Origin of the sequence: Robertmurraya sp., assembly GCF_036676585.1 — a bacterium.
GTDB lineage: Bacteria > Bacillota > Bacilli > Bacillales > Cytobacillaceae > Robertmurraya_A.
The window spans coordinates 22,285-35,613 of record NZ_JAKFCQ010000031.1 but is presented as its reverse complement, the minus strand read 5'-3'; the positions used below and the strand labels follow the sequence as shown (position 1 = coordinate 35,613).

Below are 13,329 nucleotides of genomic sequence, written 5' to 3'. Positions count from 1 at the left end.
AATGTTCGTGTTTTTGATAATTCGATCCTAAGGTAAGTAAAATCCGTTATGAACTTTCCATAACGTTTTTAGATATTTATAGAATTTACTAAGGAGAGATGTTAGTGAGGAAGAATAGGTGGTTGATCGCATTATCAGCAGTGGGGATTCATATTTCCATTGGATCCGTGTACGCATGGAGTAACTTTACTGCGCCGTTAAAAGAGATGTTTGGTTGGTCTGATTCTGAAGTGGCTTTAACCTTTAGTATTGCTATTTTATTTTTAGGATTATCTGCGGCCTTTTTAGGACATTTTGTAGAGAAATATGGACCGAAAAAAGCTGGGTTACTAGCAGCGGTTTTCTTTGGGATTGGGATGACAGGGGCAGGGTTTGCTGTTGATATGGAATCCAAGTCCTTGTTGTATTTATTTTATGGGGCACTTGGAGGAATTGGTTTAGGTGTGGGTTATATTGCTCCTGTTTCAACTCTCGTAAAATGGTTTCCTGACAGAAGAGGCTTAGCAACAGGATTAGCCATTATGGGATTTGGTTTTGCGGCAGCGATAGCTAGCCCGATCATGAACTCGTTAATTACCTCTGTTGGAGTGGCTAACACATTTTACATTCTAGGTATCTCTTATTTTCTCATCATGGTTGTCTCTTCTTTATATCTTGAAAAACCACAAGAAGGCTGGTTGCCAGAAGGTTTTAAAGAGAAGATTGCTAGTGGAAAAGCAAAGGCTACGTTGGATTTATCACAATTAACAGCGAATCAAGCTGTTAAGACCAAGCGTTTCTGGTATTTGTGGTTCATGTTATTCATTAACATTACCTGTGGAATTGCGATTTTAGCAGTAGCAAAACCACTAGCGATGGAGAGCATTGGGATTGACATGGCAACAGCTGCCGCATTAGTTGGTGCGATTGGAATCTTCAATGGTCTTGGACGAATTGGCTGGGCTTCATTATCGGATTATATTGGTAGACCAAACACGTATACCGCATTTTTTGTACTGCAAATGGTTATCTTCTTTTTCTTGCCACAAGTGTCCATTCAATGGTTGTTTATGGGCATGCTGATCGTTGTTTATACATGTTATGGTGGGGGATTCGCATCGATTCCAGCTTATATCGGCGACTTGTTTGGAACGAAGCAGTTAGGCGCCATTCATGGATATATTTTAACCGCATGGGCAGCTGCTGGTTTGGCGGGTCCACTGTTCGCAGCTTGGATCAAGGATACGACAGGAAGTTATGCAGGAAGCTTAACCTTCTTTTCGGGATTATTTGTAGTTGCACTCGTTCTTTCTCTATTAATTCGCGCTGATATTAATAAGTTAAAATCGAAAGCCGTAATCGAGTCAGTAAAAAAGGCAGGATAAATAGAAGGGTTCATGCTAAAAGATAAGCATGAACCCTATTCTTTACTCACCAACCACCTTCATTAACTCCGCATAAAACTTCACCGCATTCACAAAATTCTCCACACTTATATGTTCATTTGTACCGTGCATCCGGTTCAAGTCTTCTGACGAGATTTGTACCGGTAAAAATCGGTATGTGTTACGAGAGACCAAATCGTAATGTTTGGCATCTGATCCTGCAAACATCAAATAAGGAGCAATGATCGCATCATTGTATACATTTCTTGCTGCTTGCTGAACAGCCGCAAACTCCCAGCCATCCACAGAAGATACCTTTGTTGCTTGACTTCCATCCACTGAGACTGTAATTTCTTCGTCATCTATTGTATCGACGATGAACGTTTCCACCTCTTCCAGCGTATCACCTGGCATCAAACGTAAATTGATTTTGGCGGATGCTATCTCGGGTAGAGCATTTTCTTGTTCCCCCGCTTGAAAAATGGTCGGTGCTATGGTGGTGCGAATCAAGGCAGAGGTTGCCGGTTGTTGAAGTAGAACTTTTTCAATAAGGGGTTCGTAAAGGAATTTATTCGCAAACACATACTTCATAAAAAAACTCATTTCGGGGGCTACGAATTCAAATAAGTCTTCTCCAGGTCCTTGTAGGTCAGCAGGGAACTGAGTTTCTTCAAGTTTCGAGATAGCGGTTGCAATTCTGCCGATATTCGTACGTTCCTTAGGCTGTGAAGAGTGACCGCCACTGCCTTCAATCTTTAATTCTACAGTGGCATACCCTTTTTCAGAAATTCCCACCACACCTACTGGCTCCGTTACACCTGGTACCATATTTTCTACGATCGCTCCACCTTCGTCGATCACAAAATCAAATTCTATGCCCCGGTCTTTTAATGTGTTTGCAATAGCGAGAGCTCCTTTTTCTCCTCCTACTTCTTCGTCAAACCCGAACATAAAATACACATCTCTACTAGGTTGAAATTCTTGTTCCAACAAATATTCAGCTGCTTCAAGTATTCCGATCACACCAATTTTATCGTCTAATGTGCCGCGTCCCCAAATTTTCTCATCCACAACCGCTCCACTAAAAGGAGCCTCCTCCCACTTGCTTTCGGTTCCTTCTAGTACAGGTACAACATCATAATGACCAGTAATACCGATCGGGTTTTTGTTGGAATGTTTCCCTGTCCACTTATAAATCAAGCCATATTCATTAATCTTCTCTAATGTAAGCTTTTGGTGAACTAGAGGATAAGATGTTTCTAAAAACAAAATAAATCGATCAAATTCTTCATAATCAAACTGTTTGTAGTCATGATAAGATACCGTTTTATACGTAATCGCTTCAGAGAATCGGTTCACGGCTTCCTTCTCATTGATTTGAACCTTGCTTGCAATAGGAGAGGGCTGTCTTGATGTTACGGTAAGTGAAATAATTGCAGTTACTAAGAGAAATATGCCAATCAGACCTAATAGAAAAAAAGTAATTCGTCTTTTCATTATTACCCTCCATTCATTGGAAAAGCTCATCACTATCAATATATTGAATAAAACAAATGAAATCCCTTACTGAGTGAAAAAATATTTTTAGTCGGTGTGTTATTCAGCTAAAGGTATCCCGAGATTTGTCGATATTTCATCTAGGTAAACAAAGTATTTATAGAAGAGGTGCACTATGGCAACACATTATGAAAAACTGGGGACGAAGTTACTGACGTATACAGTAATCTCGCTCTATCTATCGGCGATTCCGATCATTGGGCTCATGTATTTTTTCAAGCAAATTGAGCTTGGACCGATGATTGGTTTCTTTGTGTTAACGGTAATCGTTTGTTCTTTACTATTTGTGATTAACAAAAAACTTGCAAGCTTCAGTTGGACGAAGTATCTAGTAGTCTCGTTAATGTTTATTGCGAGTCATTTTCTACTAATAGCTATTCCAACGTTTAATGCTTGGACGATTTTTATTCTGTATTTGATCTTTTCCATTGTTTACTTAGATCGAAAAGTGATGATAATGGCAACGGCTCTTATGTTATTCGTTTTTACCATTCAGTTTTTTATTAATCCAGCATTTCAAGCAGTTCAATTGCCAGTTCTGGATCTGGTTGTTTTGTACGTGTTAATTGCGATGTGTGGTGTGGCTGGAATCATTATCTCTGTTATTGGTAGAAAAGTAGTTTCTGATGTGAACGTGCACTTAGAAGAATCAAAAAATCAGCAACAGCAACTCCAACAAACCTTTGAGAACATAAAAAGCTCTGTCCAAGGGTTATTATCTTTTTATCAATCCATTCAAGCCGAGGTAAGTCACACGGGCAAGGCAACGGAGGAAATTGCGGTTGGTTTTGGGGAAGTGGCAAAAGGGGTGGAATACCAAGCGGTTTCCATTCATGATATTAAGGATAATATTGAAAAAATTCACAAGGAAATCTCTCTAGTTACTCAAACATCAGAGGAGATGAAGACTTTATCTGGTAAGACAGGTGAGTCCACTCAAGTGGGGGCAGCACACTTATCTCAGCTTGCTTCTAACATGGGGAAAGTGGAAAGTAGCATGACGGAAACAGTAGGCTTGATGGGAACACTTGCCGCCGAAAATAGTAAAATTGAAGAAATGCTTGGTTCGATTAAAGGAATCACGGAACAAACGAATTTGCTTGCTCTTAATGCAAGTATTGAAGCGGCTCGCGCTGGAGAACAAGGCAAGGGGTTTGCGGTCGTTGCCGACGAGGTTCGAAAATTAGCCGAACATTCTCGTCAAGCAACCGAAGAAGTAGGAAGTATGTTAACGGATATTTTTTCTAAAGTTATTCAGCTTCAAGAAAAGCTCGATACAAGTAAAAATGCTTTTGAATTAAGCTCGAAAGCGGCAAAAGAAGCAGAAAATATTCTTCAGCTCATTAGTCAAAATGCAACCAATGTATTTTCGCAAGCGGATCAAATCCAGCATAAAACGAAGTCTTTATTATCAGCTTCGGACAGCATTGTAAATGAAGTGACTTCAATTAGTAATATTACGGAAGAAGCATCCGCCACAACGGAAGAAATTTATGCTGGAGTGGAAGACCAAAGACATTCGATGAAAGAGGTTATTTCTAGCTTGGATCAACTGAATGATTTGATTGTAGCTTTGGAGAATATTGTGGGTCAAAATTCAAATAACTAAAAATAGAGCGTCCTCGAATTAATCACGGGGACGCTTTTTTACGAAAAAATAAATCACAAAAATCATGATAACAACAGTTGCCAAGATGAGTTGAAGTTTGGTATCAAATTTCAGAACTTGGTGAACCCCATAAGCCTCGATAAACAAAGAAGGGATCTTTCCAATCGTACTCACTATTCCGAAAGCTACTATATTCATCTTGCCAATCGCAGCAGTCAACGTCACGAAACCTGACGGAACAAACGGTAACAGCCGAAGCATAAGAACAATCGCAACAGCTTCAAAACCTTTCGATTGATACAATCGGTCAAGGAGGAGTCGAACCGATCTCCACTTGACGTGTACCTTTTCCTTCATCCGCGAAAATCCTTTTCGATAGAGCCAAAAGCTCACAATGGCACCAAGTGCTTCTCCTATAATAGAAACAACTAACCCAACCTCAAAACCGAGGATAGAAATATTCGCTGCTGTTAAAAAGGCACTCGGAATAACACCAGCCACAGCGATGAGCACATTCCCAATTACACTTCCAATAATAAAAAGAATTTCGTTCATTGTCCGTCCTGCCACTTGTACCCTAATCCCCATACGGTTTGTAAGTGCTCATCAGCAGGGAAGTGGGCTTTTCTTAATTTTTCTCGGAGATTCCGAACATGGGAGTCAATGGTTCTATCCTCAGTAGCAACACCATGGCCCCAAATCGAGGTGATTAAATGGTCGCGTGTAAATACTCTATTTGGATGGGTTAAAAAAAGCTCCATCATGGAAAATTCCTTTGGTGTTAATGGAATCGGTGTTTTTTCATAATGCAGGTCAAAGGATTCTAGATTCAAAACTAGCCCTTTAAAAGTTAATAGTTGGCTTGTGGACTTATGTCTTCTTAATACAGCCCCAATTCGAGCAAGTAGTTCGTCTTCATCAAATGGCTTTGAGATATAATCATCCGCACCAATATCGAGTCCCTTCACAACATCGGTCTTATCCGTTCGTGCCGTCAACATGATAATGGGAATATCCCATTTTTTTCTGATTTCTGCACATAACGTCCAACCGTCCATCTCAGGCATCATGATATCAAGAAGCACGAGGTCAACCTGATAGGAGAATAAGTATTCAAGAGCAAACAAAGCAGAAGTGTGTGGAACACATTTGTATCCTTTTGGTTCTAGATAAAGACTTAATAAATCCAACATTCTTTGCTCATCGTCCACCAGTAAGATCGTTTTCATCACTCCACGCTCCCCTAAACATCATTTGAAATTCTGTTCCTTGTTGTATTTGGCTTTTCACAGTAATCGTTCCGTCATGTTTATTTACTAGTTCCTTGACAATGGAAAGACCAAGACCGGCACCACCTAGCATGCGAGTCCGCGATTTATCTACACGGTAAAAACGGTTAAAGATATGTGGTAAATCCTCTTCAGGAATGCCGTTACCGGTATCACGAATTGTCACAAAAAGCTGGTTTTTCCTTAGTTCAACCATCACGCTAGTACTTCCACCATTTGATGAATATTTCATTGAATTATCCAGTAAGTTCAAAAAAATCTGTTCCATTCGGATCGGGTCAGCATGTAAAAAGAAATCCTTTTGGCAGGAGATGTGAAGAGTCATTCCCTTCTCCTTAAAAGCTGGAGCTAGTTTCGCCTCCACTTTTTCAAGAATCTCCTTTATGTTGACTTCCTTTTTTTCAATCAAGAACGAATTCTGGTCCATTTTGGCTAAGTCAAATAGCTGCTTAATTAAGTCATTTAAACGATTGGTTTCTTCAAGAATAATAGCTAGGTAGTTCCGTCTTTCTTCCTCAGATAACTCGCGCTTCATGACGATTTCTGTGTACCCTTTTATATAAGTGATCGGTGTTCGTAATTCATGCGATATACTTGCTAGAAAGTCATTTCTCTCTTGCGTTAAAAAGGTAAGATCATGTGCGAGCGATTCAATCGATTTAGCCAGATCGCCAAGTTCATCGTTCCCTGTTTCAGGCAAGGAGATGGAGTAGTTCCCTTGGCTGATTTGAAAGGTTGCATCCTTCATATTGATAAGAGGCTTGGTGATTGCTTTCGAAAGCAAAGCGATAATAAATAATGTTAGACCAACCGTTAAGAACCCAGCAAGGAGGAAATGTTGGTTTAATCGTTTAATTAATGAATGAACGGTTTCTGTGTCTTGAAACATGAACACATATCCAATGATTTCTCCCTCATTTTCTAACGAGCTAACGGTAGAAATGAAAGGTTCTGTCTCCCAATCATTCTCGATAATGACACCTTCCTGAGGAATCTCTTTTGAGGGGAGCTTTACGTTATCAATGAGTTGTTCATTTTTACTCGAAGAACCAAGAATCTGTAAATCAGCATCGGTTACGACTACATCTGTTGTGGATTCTGTCTCCATTAAAGCAACGTGGGTTATGGTTTCTGGGGTAAAATGGTTCTCTAAAATCGCACGATGGGAATTCCCGCGAGCTTGAAGGGCATTCAGTTCTTCTTGTATCCGTGATTCTACTAAAGCGGAATGAAGAAAGAAGAACATAAACGATTCAAGTCCTAAAATACATAAAAAGAAAATGGCACCTAATTTGATCGATAGCTTTTTCAAAGGGAAATCTCCTTTTCCTGTCATACTTCTATAGTAATCGAAATTACTATGGAAATCTTAATTTATGGATAAGAAAAATAGGGCAATACTAGCAGATGACAAAAAAGAATCAAACTTTATGCATAAAATCTGCACAAAGTGTTGATAAAGTGAAACTATGTTTTCACTTTTAGCTGCTTGTACTTCGAATGGAGATGAGTGATGGTACCGAGATGGTTCTTGATGCATTAGAAGAGTATAAGGTAGAGCAAATCACCGGTAACGATCCACTAAATTTGCATTAGCAGTTGATAAAAGTATGCCGAGACGTATGGGGGGAACGGAACCGGGACATGGTTCACATTAATAGTAGGAGGACCTTTTTAAGATGAATAAATTTTTATTAGTGGCTGCTATTAGTCTTTTCACATTAACGGCTTGCAGTCAAGAAGACGAGACAGCGCAATCAGAGGAGTCAACAAATCAAACAGAAACTCAGGGCTCAGATGCACAGGATGAAACCAAAGATTCAACTACAGTCTCGCTTGCATCACATGCCTTTTTTGAATCGTTCGCTGGAAAAATAGATCATATCCACGGGCTCGGGTATGTGGGAGATCAAGAGGCTGCCTTTTTTGCAGCTCATGACGGGTTAAAGGTATATGAGAACGGGACATGGTTAAAAACAAAGAAAGAAAATAATGATTATATGGGCTTTAATGCGACCGATGATGGATTTTATTCCAGCGGTCATCCAGGAACAGATTCTAAGTTGCCCAATCCGATTGGCATTATGAAAAGTGTGGATAATGGTCAAACCTTACAAAGTCTTGGGTTTGAAGCCGAAGTGGATTTTCATCTTATGGCGGTTGGATATAACAATCATCAGATTTTTGCGATGAGCCCGCATAAAAATTCCATTATGAAGGCCGATGCATTTTATGTGAGTGAAGACGAGGGAGCCAATTGGAAGGAAGTTGCAGCAAGTGGTTTAAAAGGTGAGTTCATCGGATTGGCTGTACATCCAACCGATAAAAACATATTGGCTGCAGCGGGTGAAGACGGAATCTACTTATCTAAAGACCAGGGGGAAACATTTGAGTTACTAACAACAGGAACACAGGGGACAAGTGTTTATTTTACAGATGATAGCCTCCTTTACGGTGAATATGATGGTCAGCCTTCATTTGTAATAAGAAACTTAACCGATGATAAAGAAGAGGAAATTGCCTTGCCGGAGATGAAGGAAGACGCCGTCATGTACGCCGCGATCAATCCGAAAAACGAGCAGGAAATCACATTCGTCAGCTTTAACAATGACATTTACCAAACCACCAATCACGGTGAAAGCTGGAATTTGCTAGCGAAATCAGGAAATTTACAATAAAGAATCTGTCGTAGAGAAGTAGTTCTCTACGTCTTTTTTATGTAGAGAAAGTATATTTTTTTCCTCTTAAAGGATAATAATCCTAGGATAATTTTTACTTTGTGAAAGCTCGGTGAGAAGTTTGATGAAAAAAGGGAGTAACAAAAAATCTGAGAAAAAACCAGAAATAACGACCATAAGGGAAGCGTTTGATTCTCTAAGGAAATCAACTGATTTTGTGTTTTACAAAAAAGATCATGGCAACGTTCCGTATGTTATTTCCTATTTTTCAAGTATTGTGGATGCGGAAATAATTCATCAATATATCCTACCGAATTTGCTGGAAATCAGTGACTTGGAGGAACTCAAGTCAAAGATTCCGATTGAGGAAATTATTGATGTCATAAGCCCGAAGGATCTAACTGAAAAGCTTCCTTCAGGATATGTGTATATTTACTTTACAGATTCAGATCATCATGGAGTATTAATTCCAGCACAAAAAGATGATAATCGGTCCATCTCTCCACCAGAGGTAGAATTTAGTGTCGTCGGCCCGAAGGAATCTTTTATTGAATCATTAGATACCAATATTTATCTTATTCGAAAAAGGTTACCGATTGATAGCCTAAGAGTGGAAAAATTCACAATCGGGGACTTATCAAATACCGAAGTAGCTTGCTTATATATTGAAGATATTGCAGATGAAGAAAACATAAATACAGTTAGGCAGCGATTGAATGAAATCGATTTTGATGCGATCGGGGATACGGCATATATTTCACAAATTATTGCGGACAATCAGCGATCCCCCTTTCCACAAATTCTTGATACGGAAAGACCAGATCGGGTAGCAACCGCATTGGCTGAGGGGAAGCTAGCCATATTAGTCGATCGATCACCACATGCATTGATAGGCCCTACTACTTTTAATGAGTCCATCTCCACTTTTGAGGACTATTTATTAAATTGGTATGCTGCTTCCTTCATTCGGATTGTAAGAATCGCATCCATTGCCTTCTCTATTTTGATCACACCTATTTATGTCGCGACTTTGACGTATCATTATGAGTTAATTCCAAAGGATTTATTGGCAACATTAATTACGTCCAGAAGAGCGATTCCCTTACCGCCGATCTTGGAAGCTCTGTTTCTAGAGCTGACCATTGAATTACTAAGAGAGGCCGGAGCAAGACTTCCAACGAAGGTCGGGCAAACAATCGGTATCGTAGGCGGGATCGTTATCGGGACTGCGTCAGTTGAAGCTGGGTTAACAAGTAATGTTTTACTAATAATGGTAGCCTTGGCAGCACTGGCTTCGTTTACCACACCAACCTATCAATTTGGTAACACGATTCGTTTGATCCGTTTTCCGTTTTTATTATTTGCACATGCATGGGGATTAATCGGGATTGTTCTCTGCTTTTCTTTATTGGCAGGACATTTATTGCAGTTAACCTCATTAGGGAGACCATATCTAGAGCCCTTTTATCCTACAAGGGTTAGAGATTTAAAGGATACCATTATTCGACTGCCATTTTCCAAGCTAAGTCGAAGGCCAGTTCAAAATCATCCCGAACAGAAAAAACGCTTCTCACCAAAAGATGAAAGAGTTCATCGAGATATTGATGAATAGCTCGTTAGAAGGAGTTGTTCCTTTGTGACTACCATCCCAGACCGTTTAAAAGTGTCACCATTTTTTTCTTTTTATCTGGTCCAAGCGATCCAAATAGGAGTTGGAATATTAGGTTTTCAACGAATTCTCACAAAAGCTGTCGGAAATGATGCGTGGATGTCTATCATTTTAGGAGGAATAGGAGTTCACGTAATCATATGGATGATTTATCAAATTCTTAATAAACAAAACGGAGATATTACAGACGTACATCGGGTTCTTTTTGGCAAATGGATAGGATCGGCCTTTTCTATTTTGTTAGTCTTATACTTTTGTTTATTAACAACGACTGTCTTAAGATCCTATATTGAAGTGGTACAGGTGTGGGTGTTTCCTGGAATTAGAGTTAGCCTTTTCTCGATTGTGATATTGATTATTGTTTTTTACATTGTTAACGGGGGCCTCCGTACCGTTACTGGGATAGCGGTATTAGGAGTTGTCCTGCCTGCATATTTGCTGTTTTCCTTGTTTTTTCCCTTAAAGTATGCATTTTTTGAAAATCTGCTGCCTATTTTTAATCACTCCGTGTTAGAAATTATGAAATCAACAAAACAAATTTCATTAAGTGTGTTAGGGTTTGAAACATTGCTTTTTTATTATCCATTTTTTAAAGATCCGAAGAAATCTCAAAAATGGGCTCATCTAGGTTCAGCATCGACGATCTTTGTTTATCTTGCGGTTATGATCGTAAGTATTGCGTACTTTTCTGAAGAACAATTAAACCGAAATATATGGGCAACCCTTACCATGCTAAAAATAGTTCAACTTCCATTTGTCGAGCGAATCGAATACGTTGCAATTTCTTCTTGGTTATTTGTGATTTTACCGAATCTTTGTTTAGCGATGTGGTCTGCTAGCCGGGGGGCAAAACGAGTCTTTAAAAAGAAACAACGGACACTATTAGTGGTACTATTATTAATCGTTTGTGCAGGCAATTGTGTTTTAAAAACCCGTGAGCAAATTGATATGATAAGTAACTTTACTGCTGAAATAGGTTTTTATTTAATTTTTGGTTATATTCCTTTTCTATTTCTTTTTAGTACAATTTTTTATCGTATGAAAGGGAGGAAATCCGCATGATGAAGGTCTTTTTCTTACTGATTTCCATAATGGTATTAACAGGCTGTGTAGAACAAAAAATTATTGATGATATCAATATTATGAGTGCGGTTGGCTATGATGCTAGAGAAGATGGAGAAGTAAAAGGGACTATCGTTATCCCCGTATATAAAGCGGATAAAAGTATATCGAATGAATCTTTTATGAGTGTGGCTAAAGTGAGCAAAGAAATTAACCGGCAATCACAAATGAAATCAGCCGATCCATTAGAAAATGGAGGAATTGAAGTTGTTCTATTTGGAAAAGAGATAGCGGAAAGAGGAATATACGAAATAACGGATACATTTGAACGTGATGCTGGTATTGGTTCTCGATTGTATTTGGCTGTTGTTGACGGCAATGCGGATGAGGTATTGGAGAAGAATCTTGGAAATCTTGGAACAGGAGCCTATTTAAATACTTTATTTGAACATAATATGAGGCACCGAGAGTTGCCTCGGTCGAATCTTCATTTATTTATGTACTCGTATTATTCAAAAGTAAAGGATTCTTTTCTTCCTTATGTTAAATTGACAGGAAATAAAGTGAAGATTATTGGAATCGCCTTATTCGATGAAGATAAAGCTGTAGACTATCTAAATGACAAAGATATGTTTTTTTTTAAGTTGCTTATGGAGAATTTCAGAAATGGTGCTTACACATTTAAAGTTGGGAAGGATTATGTAACGACCTATAATATAACGATGAAAAGGAAGTATCATATTGAAGATCCTTTGACTCAACCAAAAGTGAAGTTGAAAGTCCAACTAGAAGCACATATAAGAGAATTTTCAGGGAGAAAACTTGGTCCAGAAGTTATTGATAGGGCTGGTAAATCGTTGGAAGAGCAAATAAATCAAAGAACAGAAGAATTACTTAATCGTTTCCGAGATGAAGGAATCGACCCGGTTGGCATTGGAGTATTAGCAAAAACCCAAACAAAAAATTTTAATCCAGAGCAGTGGAATACGGTCTATCCCAACACCACTTTTCAAGTAACGAGTAAAGTGTTAATTACAGAAACAGGAGTAATTGAATAAGCTAAAGAAACCTCATTTAATGGGGTTTTTATTTTATTTATAACAATGGATCCATCCTGGTTTCCTTTATTTAGAAAATGTATTCTTTAACCGTTGACATTATAGGGTAGGAGGGTATAGTATGAAGATATACAAAAGAAAGGTAAGTAAATAATGAACTGGAGGAATAAGATCATGAAAAAGTGGACTTTATCAGCCATTCTGTATGTATTCTTGGTTGTTGCTGGATACACGATTTATAATGGATTTTTTCAAGAAGAAGAAAGTTCAGCTGCACAAAGAGAGAGTGATACCCATGGTCATTCAGAAGAAGAACAAGTACAGGGTCACACGGAAGAAGAAGGTCATGAAGGACACGTAGCCGAGAGTGAAGTAAAGGTTACACTCGATTACAAAGAGGATCTATTACACATCGCTTTGGCTGATGATGAGGGGAATCCTGTATCAGACTTGGAGATTAATCATGAAAAATATATGCATGTTATAGTTGTGAATGAACACTTAGACACGTACCAGCATATCCACCCGAATGAAGTTGGAGTGGGAGAATACGAAGTTCCTATTGAATTAACAGAGGATCATTATAAAGTGTTCGTTGATATCAAGCCTAAGGATTTATCCTATACAGTTCAACCGATGACTTTAGTCGTCGGAGATACTACTGTTGCTCACGGTCATGAGCTACAACCTGATAATGATCTTACTCAGGAGATTGATGGGAAAAAGGTTACTTTACAAATTAGTTCACAAACAGCTGGAGAACCAGTGACACTTAATTTTGACCTTGATACAAGTAATTTAGAACCATATTTAGGTGCAATGGGCCATGTCGTCATTCTAGATGAACATGGAGAAAAGTATCTTCATGTACACCCAGAAGATGCTACAAAACCTGTATTTGGTACTCAGTTTGACCAACCGGGAATTTATAAAATATGGGCAGAATTTAAGCAAGATGGGAAAGTGAGAGTCTTTCCGTTTGTAGTGGAGATCGAGTGAAAATAAGGAGAGGTACAGACTTATGGTTCACGTCTGTACCTCTT

At 38.8% G+C, this 13,329-nt stretch carries 11 protein-coding genes; 7 read left to right on the top strand and 4 right to left on the bottom strand.

Features of this window, described 5'->3' with window-relative positions; translation table 11 throughout:
* Window positions 1–98: 98 nt before the first annotated feature.
* Window positions 99–1,364 (top strand): L-lactate MFS transporter, encoded by a 1,266-nt coding sequence (locus ACGLXV_RS03655; RefSeq protein WP_391557539.1) that lies wholly within the window; start codon window positions 99–101, stop codon window positions 1,362–1,364.
* A 42-nt stretch (window positions 1,365–1,406) separates the two neighbouring features.
* Here the strand turns inward: ACGLXV_RS03655 and ACGLXV_RS03650 are convergent, their stop codons facing one another.
* Window positions 1,407–2,861 (bottom strand): M20 family peptidase, encoded by a 1,455-nt coding sequence (locus ACGLXV_RS03650; protein WP_391557538.1) that lies wholly within the window; start codon window positions 2,859–2,861, stop codon window positions 1,407–1,409.
* Window positions 2,862–3,036: 175 nt separating this feature from the next.
* Between ACGLXV_RS03650 and ACGLXV_RS03645 the strand changes: the two genes are divergently transcribed.
* A complete protein-coding gene (locus tag ACGLXV_RS03645; protein WP_391557537.1) occupies window positions 3,037–4,530 on the top strand; it encodes a methyl-accepting chemotaxis protein in 1,494 nt (497 codons plus the stop codon).
* Between the two features lie 18 nt (window positions 4,531–4,548).
* Here the strand turns inward: ACGLXV_RS03645 and ACGLXV_RS03640 are convergent, their stop codons facing one another.
* Genes ACGLXV_RS03640 through ACGLXV_RS03630 form a run of 3 tightly spaced genes read right to left on the bottom strand, consistent with a single transcriptional unit; the run spans window position 4,549 to window position 7,131 of the window.
* Window positions 4,549–5,085, bottom strand: coding sequence for a TVP38/TMEM64 family protein (locus ACGLXV_RS03640; RefSeq protein WP_391557536.1), 537 nt, complete (start codon window positions 5,083–5,085; stop codon window positions 4,549–4,551).
* Window positions 5,082–5,759 carry a response regulator transcription factor gene (locus tag ACGLXV_RS03635; RefSeq protein ID WP_391557592.1) on the bottom strand — a complete coding sequence of 226 codons (678 nt, stop codon included), beginning with the start codon at window positions 5,757–5,759 and terminating at the stop codon, window positions 5,082–5,084. Before ACGLXV_RS03635 ends, ACGLXV_RS03640 begins: the two co-directional genes overlap by 4 nt.
* Window positions 5,731–7,131 carry a sensor histidine kinase gene (locus ACGLXV_RS03630; RefSeq protein WP_391557535.1) on the bottom strand — a complete coding sequence of 467 codons (1,401 nt, stop codon included), beginning with the start codon at window positions 7,129–7,131 and terminating at the stop codon, window positions 5,731–5,733. The genes ACGLXV_RS03635 and ACGLXV_RS03630 overlap by 29 nt, the downstream gene beginning before the upstream one ends.
* Window positions 7,132–7,498: 367 nt before the next feature.
* On the opposite strand from ACGLXV_RS03630, the gene ACGLXV_RS03625 reads away from it, so the two are divergent.
* From ACGLXV_RS03625 to ACGLXV_RS03605, 5 genes are all read left to right on the top strand, one after another.
* The gene (locus tag ACGLXV_RS03625; RefSeq protein WP_391557534.1) at window positions 7,499–8,497 is read left to right on the top strand and encodes a F510_1955 family glycosylhydrolase; all 999 of its coding nucleotides are present in this window, start codon (window positions 7,499–7,501) and stop codon (window positions 8,495–8,497) included.
* Window positions 8,498–8,621: 124 nt separating this feature from the next.
* The gene (locus ACGLXV_RS03620) at window positions 8,622–10,109 is read left to right on the top strand and encodes a spore germination protein (RefSeq protein WP_391557533.1); all 1,488 of its coding nucleotides are present in this window, start codon (window positions 8,622–8,624) and stop codon (window positions 10,107–10,109) included.
* A 24-nt stretch (window positions 10,110–10,133) separates the two neighbouring features.
* Entirely contained in the window at window positions 10,134–11,228 is a 1,095-nt protein-coding gene (locus ACGLXV_RS03615) for a GerAB/ArcD/ProY family transporter (protein WP_391557532.1), read from the top strand.
* A complete protein-coding gene (locus ACGLXV_RS03610; RefSeq protein WP_391557531.1) occupies window positions 11,225–12,286 on the top strand; it encodes a Ger(x)C family spore germination protein in 1,062 nt (353 codons plus the stop codon). The genes ACGLXV_RS03615 and ACGLXV_RS03610 overlap by 4 nt, the downstream gene beginning before the upstream one ends.
* Before the next feature lie 174 nt (window positions 12,287–12,460).
* Window positions 12,461–13,285 (top strand): hypothetical protein, encoded by an 825-nt coding sequence (locus ACGLXV_RS03605; protein ID WP_391557530.1) that lies wholly within the window; start codon window positions 12,461–12,463, stop codon window positions 13,283–13,285.
* Window positions 13,286–13,329: the final 44 nt, after the last annotated feature.